Consider the following 17,672-nt stretch of genomic DNA (forward strand, 5'->3'; position numbering starts at 1 on the left):
GCGCCATGTCGATCACCGTTGCCTCCGTCTCGGCCAACTTCACGCGGGACCTGGAGCAGAACTACGCGCTCATCGCCGACCTGGTGGCCGAGGCGCGGGCGGCGGGAGTGTCGTTCCTGGCGTTCCCCGAGGCCGCGATCGGCGGCTACCTCTCGTCCCTCGGCAACCACGGCGACACGATCAAGACCACGTCTCGCTCGATGCCGCCGGCGGTCCGCCTCGACGGCCCCGAGATCGCCCGCGTGCAGCAGCTCGCCGGCGACATGATCCTGACGATCGGCTTCTGCGAGCTGGCCGACGACGGCGAGACGCGGTACAACGCCGCGGTGTGCCTCGACGGACAGAACATCTACGGCTCGTACCGCAAGGTGCACCAGCCGCTGGGCGAGAACATGTCGTACTCGGCGGGGGACACCTACGAGGCGTTCGACACCCCGATCGGACGCGTCGGGATGCAGATCTGCTACGACAAGGCGTTCCCCGAGGCCGCGCGCATGCTCGCCCTCGACGGAGCCGAGATCGTCGTGAGCATGTCGGCGTGGCCCGCTGCCCGCACCGCGACCGCCGAGAACCTGCAGGACGACCGCTGGACCTACCGCTTCAACCAGTTCGACATCGCCCGCGCCCTCGACAACCAGGTGTTCTGGCTGGCATCCAATCAGTCCGGCACGTTCGGGTCGCTCCGCTACGTCGGCAACGCGAAGGTCGTCGACCCCGGCGGCAACGTCCTTGCGACGACTCTGCTGGGCACCGGCCTGGCGATCGCCGAGATCGACGTGGCCGAGACCTTCCGTGCGATGCGCGGCGGGATGTTCCACCTGCGTGACCGTCGTCCAGATGTGTACGGCCCGGTCGCCGCGCTCGATGGCGCCCACGTCGACGGATGGCGGGAGCTCGCCCATGCCTGAGATGCGCTTCGCCGTCCGCTGGCCCGACGGCGCCGAGTCCTCGCACTACTCGCCCAGTCTCGTGATGCACGACTACCTCGCTGCGGGCTCCCGCTACCGCGTCGCCGAGTTCGTGGCGCGCGCCGGTGAGGCGCTGGATGCCGCGGGCGAACGCGTGCGGGCCGCATACGGCTTCGCGTGCACCTCTGCGATGGCGTCCCGGGACGAGATCGTCCGCACGGCCGCCGCGTATCCCGACGGGGAGGTCACCGTGCTGCGCATGGAGCCGCCCCTGCCGCTGGGGGCGTCGTGATCCCCGTCGAGGTGCGACCAGGCGATCACTACCCGGCCGTGATCGTGGGCGGGGGCCAGGCCGGGCTCTCGGTGAGCTGGCATCTCGAGCGGGCTGGTGTGCGGCACATCGTGATCGAACGCGAATCGGCGGCGCACGAGTGGCGCGACGGACGGTGGGACAACTTCACCCTCGTCACCCCCAACTGGCACTGCCGGCTACCCGGTTACCCCTACGACGGTCCCGACCCCGACGGGTTCATGGCCCGTGACGAGGTGTACGCCTGGGTGCGTGGATACGCCGACACGTTCGACGCCCCGCTCGCCGAGGGCGTGGAGGTGCACCGTGTCGATCGCCGGGACGACGGGGTGTTCGTCGTCACGACCAGCGCCGGGGTCATCACGGCCGACACCCTGACCTCCGCCACCGGCGGGTACCACCGCCCGATCACGCCGTCGTGGGCCGACGACCTCCCCGATCGCATCGTGCAGATGCACTCGCACCACTACCGCAACGCCGGTCAGCTGCCGGGGTCGGTGCTGGTCGTGGGCACCGGGCAATCCGGTACGCAGATCGCCGAGGACCTCCACCTCGAGGGGCGTCGGGTGCACCTCGCCGTCGGGCGGGCGCCGCGCGTGGCCCGGTTCTACCGGGGCCGCGACTGCATGACCTGGCTCGCCGACATGGGCGTGTACGACGTGCCCGCCGGGGTGCAGGCGGCGGCCAAGCGCGCCGCGACCAATCACTACGTCACCGGTCGCGATGGCGGCCGCGACATCGACCTGCGCCTGTTCGCGGCGCAGGGGATGCGGCTGCACGGGCGGGCGACGGGCATCGCCGACGGCACGCTCGCGTTCGACGAGACCCTCGCGACCGTCCTCGACCACGCCGACTCCGTCGCCGAATCCATCAAGAACGACATCGACGCCTATATCGCCCGCAAGGGGATCGACGCTCCGCACGAGCCGCGGTACCGGCCGGTGTGGACGCCGCCGGCCGGCGCGACCAAGGTCGACCTCGACGAGATCGACGCCGTCGTGTGGGCCATCGGCTTCCGCGCCGACTGGTCGTGGCTCGGCGAGCTCGACGTCCTCGACGCGTCGGGGCACCCGGTCCACGAGCGGGGAGCGACGGCGGTGCCGGGCTTCTCGTTCGTCGGTCTTCCGTGGCTCCACACGTGGGGGTCCGGGCGGTTCCACGCCATCGCCCGGGATGCCGAGCACGTCGCGGCCGGAGTGGTCGCGGCGTCGCGCGGAGTCCTCGCGGTGCGCTGAGCGGCCACCGCGTACGCTCGACGAATGGCATCCGTCACGATGGCTGCGGTGGCGGCCCACTTCGGCCGCGACGTCGATCGCACGCTCGCGAAGCTCCCCGGCATCGTGGACGACGCGCGCGAGCGCGGTGTCGACCTCCTCGTGCTCCCGGATGCCACGATCGGCGGCTATCTGCTCGACCTGCACCACCCGGTCGAGGAGGGCGACGGCATTCCGCACGCGGTCGAGATCGACGGGCCTGAGGTGGCGGCGATCATCGCGCTCGCGGGGGACATGACGGTGTGCTTCGGCATCGCCGAGTATGCCCTCGAGGGGGGCGAGGAGCGACGGTACAACTCCGCCGTTTGCGTGAACGGGGACGGCGTGCTGAGTGTGCACCGCAAGGTGCATCTGCCGCTGGGCGAGAGCGAGGTGTATGCCGCCGGGACCGACTTCCGGGCGTTCGAGACCCCGGTCGGACGGATCGGCATGCTCATCGACTTCGACAAGACGTTCCCCGAGGCGGCGCGCTCGGTCGCCCTCGACGGCGCGCAGATCATCGCGTGCCTGAGCGCGTGGCCGGCCAGCGTCACCGACCGTTCCGACCGCATCCGCAACGACCGCCAGGCGCACCTGTTCGACCTCTACGACTGCGCGCGCGCCGCCGAGAACCAGGTCTACCTCGTGTCGTCGAACCAGACGGGCGTGCTCGGGGGACTGCGATTCCTTGGTCAGGCCAAGGTGGTCGACCCGGCGGGTGAGATCGTCGCGAAGACGTGGGCGAAGGGCGGCCTCGCCGTCGCCGAAGCCGATGTCCCCACCGACATCGCGCGGGCCCGCCGCTCGCTCAACCACCTCGCGCAGCGCGCCGAGCACGCCTACCGGCTCACCGCCCCGGCATAGACCGGGCCTGCGCCGCGGAAAGGACCACGATGCGCATCGCGCAGTTGACGTACTCCACCAAACCCCGCGGCGGGGTCGTGCACACGCTCGCGCTCGCCGAAGCGCTCGCCGCGCGCGGTCACGAGGTCGAGGTCTGGACGCTGGGGCGCGCAGGCGACACCGCCTTCTTCCGGCCCGTCGACCCGCGCGTCCGGGTGCGCGTCGTGCCGTTCCCCCCGCGCGACGGTGAGGACGTGGGTGAGCGCATCGAACGGTCGATCGAGCTGATGGCCGCTGCCCTGGACCCGGATGCCGACATCGTCCACGCGCAGGACTGCATCTCGGCGAACGCGGCGCTGCGCCGCGGCATCCCGGTGGTCCGCACCATCCACCACCTCGACACGTTCACGACGCCGCAGCTCGTGGCGTGTCACGACCGGGCCGTGGTCGAGCCCGCGGCCCGGTTGTGCGTATCGCAGGCGGTGTCGCGCGAGGTCGCGCAGGCCTACGGGGTGCGACCCGAGGTCATCGCCAACGGCGTGGACGCCGAGCGCTTCGGGGCCGCATCCGGCCCGGCGGCGGCGGATGCGCGCCAGCGGTGGCGGAAGCGGCTCGGCGACTACGTGCTCGCGCTGGGCGGCATCGAGCCGCGTAAGGGTTCGATCGACCTGCTCGAGGCGTTCGCTCTCGTGCGCGAGGCGCACCCGGATGTGCGCCTGGTGTTCGGCGGTGGCGAGACCCTGTTCGACTACCGCGAGTACCGTGAGCGGTTCGAGGCCCGCGCGGTCGAGCTCGGCATCTCGCCGACGATCCTCGGTTCCGTCGACGACGGCGCGCTGCCGGCGCTCGTCGCGGCCGCCCGCGCCCTGTCGTTCGTCTCGACGAAGGAGGGCTTCGGCCTCGCCGCGATGGAGGCGCTCGCGGCGTCGACGCCCGTCGTCGCGCGCGACCTGCCGGTGATCCGCGAGGTGTTCGGCGATGCGGTGCTGTACGCGTCGACCCCCGCCGCGATCGCCGCACGGCTCGACGAGGTGCTGCGCGGCGCCGCCGAGACCGACACGGCCGGCGGGGTCGCCCTCGCCCGGGCGCACACATGGGACCGCGCCGCCCGCGCGCACGAGGAGTTCTACGCCCGCGTGCCGGAGCGGAGCGCCTGATGACCGAGCGCTCGTTCTCGGCGATCCTCGCGGAACGTGCGACGCGCGATCCCGCAGAGCCTCTCGTCGTGGACGCGGCGGGGATCATGACGGCGGCCGAGCTGGATGCATCCGCCACCGCGTTCGCGCACGAGCTCATCGCCCGCGGGGTGCGCCTCGACGACACCGTGGCGGTGTCCATGCCGAACGGCCGCGATTTCGTGACCGCGTGCTTCGGGATCTGGCGCGCCGGCGCCACCCCGCAGCCGCTGTCGACCGACCTCACCCCGCAGGAGCGGGCGGAGCTCGAGCAGATCGCCCCGCCGGTGGCGGCGGTCGGTGGACGTCCCGCTTCGACGGATATCGCATGGATCGCCGGCGTGCGTGTCCCGCCCCGCGAGGGAGGATTACCCGATGTGGCGGCGGCGTGCTGGAAGGCCCCGGCCACCTCCGGATCCACGGGCCGCCCCAAGATCGTGCGGGCGGCGGCGCCCGCAACCCTCGACCCCTCCCGCCCCGTCGCCGCGTTCCTGCCGCAGACGGCGACGCAGATCGTCGCCGGGCCCCTGTGGCACTCCGCGGTGTTCACCTACGCCGTCCGCGGTCTGCTGACCGGTCACCGACTGATCATCCTCGACCGCTTCGACCCCGAGGGGTGGCTCGCCGCCGTCGAGGACCATCGCGCCACATGGGGTCTGCTGGTCCCGGCCATGATGACGCGCCTGCTGCGTCTTCCCCCGGCCCAGCGGGCGGTCGAGCGGGTCGCGAGCATCGAGAGCGTGCTGCACATGGGGGCCCCGTGCGCCCCGGAACTCAAACGGGCGTTCCTCCACTGGCTCGGAGCGGAGCGCGTCGCCGAGGTGTACGCGGGCAGCGAGTCGAACGGCCTCACTCACATCACCGGGACGGAGTGGCTCGGGCGGCCCGGCAGCGTCGGGCGGCCGATCGGTGGAACGCGCATCCGCATCCGCGATCCCCGCGGCCGAGACCTTCGGACGGGCGAGAACGGCCTGGTGTGGATGCGACGCGGCGACACCCCCGCCTACGCGTACGTCGGTGAGGTCTCGCGCCGCGACGAGGAGGGGTGGGACACGCTCGGCGACATCGGTCACGTGGATGCCGACGGCTACCTTTTCCTGCACGATCGCGCGGACGACCTGATCAATCGCGGTGGCGACAAGATCGCCCCCGCGCTCGTGGAGGCGGCCTTGGAGTCGCACCCAGACGTCGAGGAGGCCGTCGCCTTCGGCGTGGCCGACGACGAGCGGGGACAGGCCGTCCACGCCGCCGTGCGGCTCGTCGACGGCGCGTCCGTGCCGGAGGTGATGGCGCACGCACGTGCCCGTTTGGGGCGCCGCGCCCCTGTGGCTCTGCACGTGGCGACCGCGCCGCTGCGCAACGACGCCGGCAAGGTGCGCCGGGCGGCGCTCGCGCGCCGGTTCGCGCCGCCGGGGGACTGATTCACAGCGGCGGTGCTTCCCGGCCCGCTCCCCGCGACGCGTGGGATACTTGCCCCGATACATCTCTGTATCCAAATCGAACCCGAAGGGTGCTCCGTGTCGTATCTGGCCGTGCTGAGCCTGAAGAACCGCGCCCTCATCGCCCTGGTCACGATCGTGGCGGCGATCTTCGGCGGACTCGCGCTGACGAGCCTGAAGCAGGAGCTGATCCCCTCGATCGAGTTCCCCCAGCTCGCCGTCGTCACCACCTACCCCGGCGCCTCGCCCGAGGTGGTCGAAGCCGACGTGTCCACGCCCATCGAGAACGCCATCCGGGGAGTCGAGGGGCTCGAGTCCACGACGGCGACCAGCACGACGAACTCCTCGATCGTGTCGGCGTCGTTCACCTACGGCACGGATCTCGCGGCCGCCCAGCAGAAGATCCTCGCCGCGATCGCCCGCATCGACGACCAGCTGCCCGAGTCGGCCGACACCACCGTCGCCTCCGCCAGCATCGACGACTTCCCCGTCATCCAGCTCGCCGTCACCGGCTTCACCGACGCGCAGGCCACGCAGTCGGTGCTGCAGACGAGCGTCATCCCCGACCTCGAAGACGTCGCGGGCGTCAACGGCGCCCAGATCGTCGGCGGCACCGGTCAGCGCGTGACCATCACCCCCGACTCCACTCGGCTGGGCGAGCGGGGCTTCAGCCAGCAGGCGATCACCGATGCCCTGGATGCCAACGGCATCCTGTTCCCCGGAGGCTCTCTGACCGAGGGTGATCAGACGCTCACCGTGCAGACCGGCGCCAAGATCACGAGCGTCGACGAGGTCGCCGCGCTCCCCCTCGTGCCGACCGACCAGGCGCAGGTGCAGGCGGGGCGGACGACGATCGGCGACGTCGCCGCCGTCGCCCTGCAGTCCGACCCGGTCACCACCCTCTCGCGCGTCAACGGGCAGCCGGCGCTGACCATCGCCGTCACCAAGCTCCCCGCCGCCAACACCGTCGACGTGTCGCGCGGCGTCCTCGCGGTACTGCCCACGCTCGAGTCGACGCTCGGTCAGGGTGCGACCTTCACCGTCGTCTTCGACCAGGCGCCGTTCGTGCAGCAGTCGATCGACGCGCTCGCGCAGGAGGGCCTGCTCGGCCTCGTCTTCGCGGTCGTGGTCATCCTCGTGTTCCTGATGTCGGTGCGCTCGACGCTGGTCACGGCCATCTCGATCCCGACCAGCGTGCTCATCACCTTCGTCGGGCTCCAGGCCTTCGGCTATTCGCTGAACATCCTCACCCTCGGCGCGCTCACCATCGCGATCGGCCGTGTCGTCGACGACTCCATCGTCGTCATCGAGAACATCAAGCGGCACTACGTCGGCGACGCCGAGAAGATCCCCACCATCATCCGCGCGGTGCGCGAAGTGGCGGCCGCCATCACGGCATCCACGATCACCTCGGTCGCGGTGTTCCTGCCGATCGCGTTCGTCGGCGACGTCACGGGCGAACTGTTCCGCCCCTTCTCGTTGACGGTGACGATCGCGATGGCGGCGTCGCTTCTGGTGTCGCTGACCATCGTGCCCGTGCTCGCATCGTGGTTCCTCACGCCCGGGAAGGTGATCCGGGATGCCGCGGGCAACCCGGTCGATCCCGAAGCCGCCGATGCGCCGCCGACCCGTCTGCAGAAGGCGTACGTGCCGGTGCTGAGCTGGACGCTGAAGCACTCGTGGGTCACCCTGACGCTCGCGGTGCTCGTGCTCGGCGGCACGCTGGCGTCGGTTCCGCTGTTGAAGACCGACTTCCTCGGGGACTCCGGCCAGAACACCTTCACCGTGACGCAGAAGATCGGGTCGGCTCCCAGCCTGGATGCCGAAGACGCGGCGGCCCAGAAGGTCGAGGCCGTGCTGCTCGACACCCCCGGTGTGCAGACGGTGCAGACCTCGATCGGGTCCAGCGGATCGGCGCTGCGCGACGCCTTCTCGGGCGGGGGCACGGGCATCACCTACTCGATCACCTCGGAGTCCGGCGCCGACCAGGTGGAGCTGCGCGAACGCGTGCGCACCGAACTCGAGGGCCTCACAGACGCCGGTGAGATCGAGGTGCGAGCGGCCGGTGGGGGGTTTGGCTCGACCGACATCACCGTCGACGTCACCGCGCCCGACTCAGCGGCACTGCAGCAGGCGAGCGATGCGGTCGTGGCGGGCCTCGAGGGGCAGGACGGCATCGGACAGGTGACCAGCAGTCTGTCGGCATCCCTGCCGTTCGTCTCCGTGCGCGTCGATCGCGACGCCGCAGCCGACCGCGGCCTGTCGGAACGGGCCGTCGGCGCTCTGGTGTCGGGGGCTCAGCAGCCCCGACAGGCGGGCACGGTCGAGCTGGACGGTCGCGGTGTGACCGTCTATCTCGCCACGGCCAACCCTCCGCAGACGATCGACGACCTTCGCGCGCTCGAGATCCCCAGCGCGCAGGGCGCTGTGCGCCTCGACGAGATCGCCACGGTCGAAGAGAGCCAGACGCCCCCCTCGATCACGACCGCGCGGGGCTTGCGCACGGCATCCATCACCGTCACACCCACCTCGGACGACCTCGGCAGCTCCTCGGGAACCGTCACCGACGCGCTCGCAGGGCTCTCGCTGCCCGACGGGGCGACCGCGAAGGTCGGGGGCGTCGTCACCGATCAGCAGGACGCGTTCGCGCAGCTCGGGCTGGCGCTGCTGGCGGCGATCCTCATCGTCTACGTGGTGATGGTGGCCACCTTCAAGTCGCTGCGGCAACCGCTCGAACTGCTCGTGTCGGTGCCGTTCGCCGCGACCGGCGCCATCGTGATGCTGCTCATCACGGGCGTTCCGCTGGGTGTCGCCGGAATGATCGGCGCGCTCATGCTCGTCGGCATCGTCGTGACCAACGCCATCGTGCTCATCGACCTCGTGAATCAGTACCGCGCCCGCGGGCTGAGCGTGCACGACGCGACCATCGTGGGAGGCGCTCGACGCCTGCGGCCCATCCTCATGACCGCGCTCGCGGCGATCTTCGCGCTGGTGCCGATGGCGCTGGGGATCACCGGACACGGAGGATTCATCTCGCAGCCGCTCGCGGTCGTGGTGATCGGCGGGCTCGTCTCGTCGACGTTCCTGACCCTGCTGGTGCTGCCGACGCTCTACAACCTCATCGAAGGGGCGAGCGAGCGGCGTCGGGAGCGTCGGGCCGCGCGCGGCGGAGACGGGGAGCGGCCGTCAGACGCCGATGCCCATCCGGTGACCCGTCGCGAGCTCCGCGCGCAGCACTGACCACGCCTCGTCGGAGGCCGCGGCGCCGACGAGGTGCGGACACCCGTGGGGGGACCTCCGCGAGCGGGGGACGGTGACGCGATGCGGGGATGACGCCGCGCGGATCCGCCCGCCGACCGGGTGCGACCACTCCGCCCGCCCGGTTGTGCCGCAGGGCGGTTCGGCTGTCGAGCGACGGTGGGCGACGATCGGCGGGGGCGGACGGGGTGGGCGAGACCCGCGACGTGTCGATAGGTCCGCGATCGCGGAGGCGCCGGCCGTCGACCTCCGCGCGCGAAGGACGATCGTCGACGCTCCGGCCGTCGACCTCCGCGCGCGAAGGCGCGGACGGCCCGGCGAGGCGGGTGAGGCGGGCGGGGGTGGACGACTCGGCGGGACGGCTGAGGCGGGAGACCGGCCGACGGAAGGTCCCGACGGCCAGCCGGACGCGTCGACCGGCGAGCGGCGGCCGGAGGCGGCGGCGCGGGCCGCACGCGGCGCCACGGTCGTCGGCATCCGCGCGCCGCTCGACGCGGAGCGCGACGACGCCGAGCGTGTGGGTGAGCATGCCGGACCACGCGAACATCGCTCCGCACGAGATCGTCTCGAACAGGGCGAGGTTGATCGTGGCGGTGACGAAGAGCGCGATCGACAGAGCGAGCCACACCAACGCGATGCAGGTGCTGATCGCCATGCGCGCTCCGAGTCGGCGCAGCATGACCGGAGCGCTGACGAGCAGGACCAGGAAACCGAGCACCATCATGGCCGCAACCCGGTCGTGGAGGTCCTTGTCGGTGTTCAGTGGCACGCATCCCACCAGGGCGAGGCTGATGCCCACCACGTTCAGGCAGATGCACGCGAGGGTCGCGGACCCGCGGCGGACGATTCCTCGACCCAGGCGTCGGACATCCCGTCGGACGAAAAAGGCGAAAGTGACGACCATGAGTCCGCTGACTTTCAGGGTCGTGTTGAACAATGCACTCGAGAAATCGCCGAAGATTCCGAGTTGACTGAAATGCAGGTGCCACCACAGCGGGTCGCTCGTGGTCGCCATGGAAAGCACCAGTCCACCCAGCAGGACGGACAGCACCGCCCCGCCGACATGCAGCGATGGCAGGGCCGTGAGGCGGCGGGAGACACCGCCGAGGCGCGTCAGGAAGAGGTTTTCAGGGTCGACGGACGGGAGGGCGGTGCTCATGTTGGGGGAGTCTTTCCTCGGGACGGAACGGGACCCCCAGCACGTGGGGTCCTCGGCCCCCGTCGGCTTCAAACGGACAATTGCCGAGAGAGCCGTGGTTCTCGGCCGCCCCGGCCTCGACGATTACCGTCAACGCAAATGGTAGCTTTCGTCCGCGAAAATCGAATCCGCTTGTTCTTTCTTTTCCCCCAGGTCAACAAAACAATCGCGTGTCCCCCAAATGGGGGACACGCGATGGCAATCATGAGAAGCGGACGCCCCATTCCCGCGCCAGGACCGACCCCGGCTGCAGGATCTCGAGATCCGTTCCCGTGGCGAAGGCGTTCGCCGGTGCCGTCATGGGCTCGATCGCCACGGCGAGCGGGTGGCCCGGGTAGCGGTCTGTGGTGAAGACCTGAACCCAACGGAAGCCCTCGTCCTGCCAGATCTCCAGACGGCGGCCGTCGGGGGCGGTGAGCGTGTGATGGGCGCGGCCCTCGGCATCCCGCTCGAGGCCGCGATAGCCGTTGTCGAGCGAGAGATCGCCGAGACGCCGTCCGGCGCGCAGGTCGGTCGCGTCATCGACGGAGACCTCGTCGACGGGGAGCTTGTGGTCATCGAGGACGAGGGTCGTTGTGCCCGACGACTGCACGATCAGATCCGCGGTGGGCACGTCGCCGATCTGGAAGTACGGGTGCACGCCGAGAGCGACGGGTGCGGCCGCCGCCCCGACGTTCTCGATCTCGTGGGTCACGCGCACCCCGGAGCGCTCGAGCAGGAACGTCACGCGGGTGCGCAGATGGAAGGGATACCCCGTCTGCGGCACGATGTCCGCGCCGAGGATGACGCGCTCGTCACCCTCCTCCAGGGGCTGGTAGACGCCGAACCGCAGGAGTCCGTGACTGGCGTTTCCGAGCGCCGGCTCGCTGATCGCCAGCTGATGTTCGACGCCGTCGAAGGAGTACCTGCCGCCGCGGATGCGACCCGGCCACGGAACGAGCACGACACCGGATGCCGCGGGGGCCGGCGCGTCGTCGGGATAGCGCGGGACGAGGTCGACCCCGTCGACGGTGAGAGCGCGCAGTGCGGCACCCACCTGGGCGATCTCGGCGGACGAGTGCTCGCCGCGCAGGTGGAAGCGGCGGCCGGTGGGATCGGCGGTCATGGCAGGGCCTTTCGTGGGCGGGGCGGACGCTGCAGCCAGGGCCGCAGCAGGCGGGTGACCCACGGGAGCACCGCGTAGGTCATGACGGGGGTCAGCATGAGGGTCGTCGCCAGCACGCGCAGCACGAGGGGGACCTCGGCGAAACCGGGGATGAAGCCCAGCAGCCAGGACGCGAGGAGGTTGGTGGGGAAGAACCCGACCCAGATGGTGACGGCCTGCTTCCACCGCGGGGGCGCGGTCGGCATCGGCTGCTGCACGGGCGACGTCGTGGCATCCGCGGGGGCGAGCACCGAACCGAACGAGGCGTCGAACCAGCCCTCGATGCCCGTGCGGCGCTCGACGCGCTCCTCGCGCGCGAAAGGGCGACCGGAGTCGAGCCACCACTGCCGCTGCGACGAGGTCTCCCACCCCTCGAGCGTCGAGATGTCGCGGAACCGGTACAGCATGTACCAGAGGTCGCTGTCCTCCCCGGCACGCACCCACCCCGAGCCGAGGAAGCCCGGGAAGGCGGTCGCGAGGTCGGTGCCGGCCTGCATCCAGGAGGTCGCTTCGGCGGTGCGCGTCGGATCGATGCGCCGCTCGATCGCCACCGTGATGGGGTGGGCGTCGGTGTCTGCCATGCGTCCATCTTCCGTCAGGGCGCCGCTCCCGTCGGCGTCGCGCTCGGTTTCGTCGGAGCTCGTCCCGCTCGCGACCGACCTGGTCCCGCTCGCGCCCGACCTGTTCCCGCTCGCGACCGACCTCGTCCCACTTTCGGCGCGACGAGGTCCCACATGTGGCTGTCTGAGGCGCCCCCAACCAGCCACAAGTGGGACATGGCCCACCTCGTCCCAGTTTCGGCGGGACGAGGTCCCACATGTGGCTGTCTGAGGCGCCCCCAACCAGCCACAAGTGGGACATGGCCCACCTCGTCCCACTTTCGGCGGGGCGATGTCCCACATGTGGCTGTCTGAGGCGCCCCCAACCAGCCACAAGTGGGACATGGCCCACCTGGTCCTAGTTTCGGCGGGACGAGGTCCCACATGTGGCTGTCTGAAGCGCCCCCAACCAGCCATAACGGGGACACGCATCCTCCGAGGGGTGTGGATGCCATTCCCAGGCGCGGGCTGTAACGTGGGGCGGTCGGCTCTGGACACCGTGCGTGATGCGCGGATGGGTTTGTAGTCCAAGGGGCCGATGGACAGGACGCGATCGCGGCCTCGACCATCACTAGTGAATTGGCCCCCGGCCGACGAGAGTCCGGGTTTCGCACCGCCATGAGCGGCGCCGCTGTTTCGCGCGAACAGAACCCAGGAAGTTTCCTCATGCCCAAGAACAAGAAGCCCGCCGGCGGTCGTCCCGCCAAGAACTTCGAGCCGCGCTACGCCGCTCAGACCTCGTTCCAGGACCGCAAGCGTCGTCCGGGTGCGGACGGCCCGGCCAAGCCCGGCAGCAAGAGCCCCAGCCACCGCGGCTACCGCCCCGAGGCGGAGTCGGCCGGTGACAAGGGTCGCTGGAACGCCGCCGATCGCGCCGGCCGCAGCGAGGCCCGCAACATCCGCACCTCGGCGCGCGACGACCGCCCTGCCCGTTCGTTCGAGGACCGTCCCGCCCGGTCGTTCGATCGCGCCGACCGTCCCGCGCGGTCGTTCGACCGCGCCGACCGTCCCGCTCGTTCGTTCGATCGTGACGAGCGTCCTCGTCGTGACGCCGGTGAGCGTCCGGCGCGTTCGTTCGACCGCAGCGACCGCCCGGCGCGTTCGTTCGACCGCGCGGACCGCCCGGCGCGTTCGTTCGACCGCACGGACCGTCCGGCTCGTTCCTTCGACCGCACGGACCGTCCGGCGCGTTCTTTCGACCGCACCGACCGCCCTGCTCGGTCGTTCGATCGTGACGAGCGGCCTCGTCGTGACGCCGGTGAGCGTCCGGCTCGTTCCTTCGACCGCACGGACCGTCCGGCGCGTTCTTTCGATCGCACGGACCGCCCTGCTCGGTCGTTCGATCGTGACGAGCGGCCTCGTCGTGACGCCGGTGAGCGTCCGGCTCGTTCGTTCGACCGCAGCGACCGCCCCGCTCGTTCCTTCGACCGCGCCGATCGCCCCGCTCGGTCGTTCGATCGCGCCGATCGCCCCGCGCGTTCGTTCGACGAGCGTCCCGCCCGTTCCTTCGAGCGTCGGGACGACCGTCCGGCCCGCAGCGACGACCGTCCGGCTCGTTCGTTCGATCGCAGCGACCGCCCCGCTCGTTCCTTCGACCGGACCGACCGTCCCGCTCGGTCGTTCGATCGTGACGAGCGTCCTCGTCGTGATGCCGGTGAGCGTCCGGCGCGGTCGTTCGACCGGACCGACCGCCCCGCGCGTTCGTTCGACGACCGCCCGCGTCGCACCGACGGCCCGAGCCGCAGCGACTGGAACAACACTTCGAAGCGCTCCGCCGAGCACGAGCAGCGCGTCGATGTCGTGCACGAGCGCCTGCAGGCGCAGGCTGTGGACGCCGCGACCGAGACCGGTGCCGGTTTCGCCGAGCTCGGCCTCGGCGACAACCTGGTGCGCGCTCTCGCGAGCCTCGGTGCGGCGAGCCCCTTCCCCATCCAGGCAGCGACCGTGAAGCCCATCCTCGACGGACGCGACGTCCTCGCCCGCGGGCGCACCGGCTCGGGCAAGACGATCGCCTTCGGCGCCCCGCTCGTCGAGCGGATCCTCCGTGCCCAGGCCGGTCAGCGCCGCGAGTTCGGACGTGCGCCCAAGGCGCTGATCCTCGCGCCGACCCGTGAACTCGCGCTGCAGATCGACGGCACCGTCCAGGTGCTCGCGCGCAGCGTCGGTCTCTTCACCACGCAGATCTACGGTGGCGTGCCGCAGGCGCGTCAGGTCGGTGCGCTGAAGAAGGGCGTCGACATCGTCATCGGCACCCCCGGTCGCATCGAGGACCTCCTCAACCAGGGCAAGCTCGACCTCTCACAGGTGCAGGTGACCGTGCTCGACGAGGGCGATCACATGTGCGAGCTCGGCTTCCTCGAGCCCGTGCAGCGCATCCTGCGCGCGACCGCCGACGGCAGTCAGAAGCTGCTGTTCTCGGCCACGCTCGACCGTGAGGTCGCGGCCCTCGTCGACGAGTTCCTCGTGGAACCCGCCGTCTACGAGGTCGCCGGCGAAGACCAGGACTCCGGCACGATCGAGCACCGCGTGCTCGTGATCGACCACCGCGACAAGGCCGAGATCCTCGGTTCGCTCGTCGACCGCGCGGGCAAGACTCTCGTCTTCGCTCGTACCCGCGCGTACGCCGAGATGCTCGCGGAGCAGTTCGACGATGCCGGTGTCGCCGCGGTCGCCCTGCACGGCGACCTCAACCAGCAGAAGCGCACCCGCAATCTCGAGAAGCTGACCTCGGGCCGCGTCAACGTGCTCGTCGCCACCGACGTCGCCGCCCGCGGCATCCACGTCGACGACATCGACCTGGTCATCCAGGCCGACGCCCCCGACGAGTACAAGACGTACCTGCACCGCTCGGGCCGCACCGGCCGCGCGGGCCGCACCGGCACCGTGGTGACCCTCATCACCCGCCAGCGTCAGCGTCGCATGACCGAACTGCTCGACCGGGCCGAGATCCAGGCGCCGTTCGAGCCGGCGCAGCTCGGCGACGACCTGATCGAGGAGATCTCGGGTCGCCAGTTGGCGAACGTCACCGCGTAAACGCCTGCATCGGAACGCCCGTCGCGCGTGCGGCGGGGGTTTCGTGCGTCCGGGACCGGGTAGTCGCGGCTGCTCAGAACAGCGTGGGCTCACTCGCCGGCGCGACCCGCGGCCGGGCGGATGCCGGTATTCCCGTGCGGCGGATCGGTCCCAGGCCGCTGCTTTCGGGCGCACGGGCGGCGAGTCCCGGCTGTGGACGACCGCGCGGGTGCTCGTCTTCGTCCCAGCCGTCGAGTCGATGCATTCGCAGTAGAGGGCGCATGCGTTTGCCGAGCCAGGTGCGGTACGCCTTCGGCGCGGCCGTGGACACGCCGGGGTACAGCCCGCGGTAGGAGGAGACGAGGTGGGGGTGCTCGCGTTCCAGCCACTGCAGGAACCACTGCTTCGCTCCCGGGCGCAGGTGCAGGGCTCCGTAGACCACACGGGCAGCGCCCGCGGCGCGGATCCGAGCGAGGGCCTCGTCGAGCACGGCGATGGAGTCGGTGAGGTGCGGCAGGATCGGCATGAGGAAGACCGTCACGCGGAAGCCCGCGGCCGTCGCCGCACGCACGGTGTCGAGGCGTGCGTCCGCGCTGGGCGTACCCGGCTCGATCGATTTCTGCAGGGCGTCGTCGAAGACGGCGATCGACATCGCAAGGGTGACCTTGACCTCGCGCGCGGCTTCGGTGAGCAGCGGCAGGTCGCGTCGCAGCAGGGTGCCCTTCGTGAGGATCGAGAACGGCGTGCCGTTCTCGGTGAGCGCCCCCACGATGTCGGGCATGAGCCGGTACCGCCCCTCGGCGCGCTGGTAGGGGTCGGTGTTCGTGCCGAGCATGACGGGTTCGCGCGCCCACGACCCGCGACGGAGTTCGGTGCGCAGCACGTCGGCGACATTGATCTTCACCACGATCTGCGAATCGAAATCCGCGCCGTAGTCGAGGTCGAGATATTCGTGCGTCTTACGAGCGAAACAGTACGTGCATTGATGACCGCAGCCCCGGTAGGGATTGACGGTCCAGTCGAACGGCATCGCCGATGCACCCGGAACCCGATTGAGGGCGCTCTTGGCCATCACCTCGTGAAAGGTCATTCCGGCGAACTCGGGCGTGGTCACCGACCGCACCAGACCGTCCATGCGCTCCATGCCGGGGAGTGCGGCCGTGTCGTCGACGCCCAATTGCTGCCCTTGCCACCTCATCTCGATAGTCGAACACATGTTCGAACACGACGCAAGTGGACAGTGCGATCACTCGCACATCCCGGGCGTGCTGCGACGGCCCGTCGACCCTCACAGGATCCCGCGGGACAATGGATGGAATGACGTCCCCCGACCCCGAGCTCTCCCCCCGCCGCGCCGCGCGCGCGGAGGCCGAGCGACTCGCGACGGCGGCACTGGCGACCATGCCCCCGGTCGAGCCGGTGACGCGCCGTCGGCTCCGCACGGAGGGCGAAACCCCTTCCCCGCGTGGGCAGGGTGGCATCCGCGCCCTTCTCTCCTCTCGAGGCGGCACCGTCGCCACGCGCCGTCGGCGCGCGGGCGTCCTGGCGGTCGCGCTGACGATCGTGGCGTCGGGAGCCGTCGCAATCGGCGCCGCGGCCTCCGCGGGTGGGGGCGAGGGAGAAGCGCAGACCGCGACCGTCGATACGGTGGCCGCTGTTCCCGGCCCGCCCGCCGTCCCCGCGGAGGGTCTCCCCGTCCCGCAGCTCGCCGCCGTCCCCGCGACCGCCACCCCGTGCGACGACCCCGACTTCACCGCAGCCCTCGCCGCGGGAGACGACTCCGCCGCCATCTCCGCCGTCGGCGGGGGGAGCGCCTTCCGCGAGGCCGTGGCATCCGGAATCGCTCCGTGCGTCTCGCTGTCGGACCCGAACCGCGAGTGGGTCGTCGTCAACAAGCAGCGCCCCCTCGATCCCCTCGACTACCGCGCCGGTGACCTCGTCATGCCGCAGAACGTGAGAGCGCTCGAGGAGTCGGCTCTGCGCTCGGCTCCCGCGAGCGCCCTGACCGAGTTGGTGCGTGCGGCGTCGGAGGCCGGGGCGGGCGAGATCGGATACCTCAGCGCGTTCCGCTCCTACTCGACGCAGCAGTCGACCTACGCGGGCCGCGTCGACGTGGGCGGTGTCGAGGAGGCCGACCGTGAGAGCGCCCGTGCGGGCTACAGCGAGCATCAGACGGGACTGGCCGTCGACATCGTCCCGTGCGACGGCTCCTGCGGGACCCTCGACGACATCGCCTCGTCATCGCAGGGGGCGTGGGTGCGGGATCACGCGTGGGAGTACGGATTCATCACGCGCTACGCAGAGGGACGCGAGAGCGTCAGCGGCTACCTGCCCGAGGCCTGGCATCAGCGCTACATCGGTCGCGAGCTCGCCCGCGCGTACCACGAGGGCGGGTACACCACGCTCGAGGAGTTCTTCGGTCTGCCGGCGGCGCCGACGTACTGAGCGAAGGGATGCCGGGACCACGACGCTGAGATGGATGAGCCCCGCGAAGCCGCCGACGCACGGCGTGTGCCGACCCCTTCGACGGGCT

General features: G+C 70.9%; 12 protein-coding genes and 1 pseudogene. 9 read left to right on the forward strand and 4 right to left on the reverse strand.

Annotated features, from left to right (window positions below):
• Positions 1-5 precede the first annotated feature (5 nt).
• The 7 genes from ACTJJP_RS14070 to ACTJJP_RS14100 all read left to right on the forward strand — a co-directional run bounded on the left by ACTJJP_RS14070 (position 6) and on the right by ACTJJP_RS14100 (position 9,168).
• Positions 6-908: a carbon-nitrogen hydrolase family protein gene (locus ACTJJP_RS14070; RefSeq protein ID WP_440775603.1), complete on the forward strand. Its 903-nt coding sequence runs from the start codon at positions 6-8 to the stop codon at positions 906-908.
• Complete coding sequence (locus ACTJJP_RS14075; RefSeq protein ID WP_440775604.1) at positions 901-1,200, forward strand: MSMEG_0570 family nitrogen starvation response protein; 300 nt, start codon at positions 901-903, stop codon at positions 1,198-1,200. Before ACTJJP_RS14070 ends, ACTJJP_RS14075 begins: the two co-directional genes overlap by 8 nt.
• Positions 1,197-2,453, forward strand: a complete 1,257-nt coding sequence (locus ACTJJP_RS14080) for an MSMEG_0569 family flavin-dependent oxidoreductase (RefSeq protein WP_440775605.1) — start codon at positions 1,197-1,199, stop codon at positions 2,451-2,453. The genes ACTJJP_RS14075 and ACTJJP_RS14080 overlap by 4 nt, the downstream gene beginning before the upstream one ends.
• Before the next feature lie 24 nt (positions 2,454-2,477).
• Positions 2,478-3,335, forward strand: a complete 858-nt coding sequence (locus ACTJJP_RS14085) for a carbon-nitrogen hydrolase family protein (protein ID WP_440775606.1) — start codon at positions 2,478-2,480, stop codon at positions 3,333-3,335.
• 29 nt (positions 3,336-3,364) lie between these two features.
• Positions 3,365-4,471, forward strand: coding sequence for an MSMEG_0565 family glycosyltransferase (locus ACTJJP_RS14090; protein WP_440775607.1), 1,107 nt, complete (start codon positions 3,365-3,367; stop codon positions 4,469-4,471).
• Positions 4,471-5,910, forward strand: coding sequence for an AMP-binding protein (locus ACTJJP_RS14095; RefSeq protein WP_440775608.1), 1,440 nt, complete (start codon positions 4,471-4,473; stop codon positions 5,908-5,910). The genes ACTJJP_RS14090 and ACTJJP_RS14095 overlap by 1 nt, the downstream gene beginning before the upstream one ends.
• A gap of 96 nt (positions 5,911-6,006) precedes the next feature.
• The gene (locus tag ACTJJP_RS14100) at positions 6,007-9,168 is read left to right on the forward strand and encodes an efflux RND transporter permease subunit (RefSeq protein ID WP_440775609.1); all 3,162 of its coding nucleotides are present in this window, start codon (positions 6,007-6,009) and stop codon (positions 9,166-9,168) included.
• 550 nt (positions 9,169-9,718) lie between these two features.
• On the opposite strand, the pseudogene ACTJJP_RS14105 reads toward ACTJJP_RS14100, so the two are convergent.
• The 3 genes and pseudogenes from ACTJJP_RS14105 to ACTJJP_RS14115 form a co-directional block, all read right to left on the reverse strand.
• A pseudogene (locus ACTJJP_RS14105) lies at positions 9,719-10,345 on the reverse strand (DUF998 domain-containing protein); the annotation flags it as partial.
• 241 nt (positions 10,346-10,586) lie between these two features.
• Positions 10,587-11,489, reverse strand: a complete 903-nt coding sequence (locus ACTJJP_RS14110; RefSeq protein WP_440775610.1) for an aldose 1-epimerase family protein — start codon at positions 11,487-11,489, stop codon at positions 10,587-10,589.
• Entirely contained in the window at positions 11,486-12,109 is a 624-nt protein-coding gene (locus ACTJJP_RS14115) for an antibiotic biosynthesis monooxygenase (RefSeq protein ID WP_440775611.1), read from the reverse strand. The genes ACTJJP_RS14110 and ACTJJP_RS14115 overlap by 4 nt, the downstream gene beginning before the upstream one ends.
• 684 nt (positions 12,110-12,793) lie before the next feature.
• Here ACTJJP_RS14115 and ACTJJP_RS14120 point away from each other — a divergent pair.
• On the forward strand, positions 12,794-15,160 hold the full coding sequence (locus tag ACTJJP_RS14120) for a DEAD/DEAH box helicase (protein WP_440775612.1): 2,367 nt from the start codon (positions 12,794-12,796) through the stop codon (positions 15,158-15,160).
• A 73-nt stretch (positions 15,161-15,233) separates the two neighbouring features.
• On the opposite strand, the gene ACTJJP_RS14125 is transcribed toward ACTJJP_RS14120, so the two are convergent.
• A complete protein-coding gene (locus tag ACTJJP_RS14125) occupies positions 15,234-16,337 on the reverse strand; it encodes an Rv2578c family radical SAM protein (RefSeq protein WP_440775613.1) in 1,104 nt (367 codons plus the stop codon).
• A 119-nt stretch (positions 16,338-16,456) separates the two neighbouring features.
• On the opposite strand from ACTJJP_RS14125, the gene ACTJJP_RS14130 reads away from it, so the two are divergent.
• Positions 16,457-17,584, forward strand: coding sequence for a M15 family metallopeptidase (locus ACTJJP_RS14130; RefSeq protein WP_440775614.1), 1,128 nt, complete (start codon positions 16,457-16,459; stop codon positions 17,582-17,584).
• The last annotated feature ends 88 nt before the right edge of the window (positions 17,585-17,672 follow it).

This window comes from Microbacterium sp. 22296 (assembly GCF_052045385.1).
In the GTDB taxonomy this organism is placed as follows: domain Bacteria; phylum Actinomycetota; class Actinomycetes; order Actinomycetales; family Microbacteriaceae; genus Microbacterium.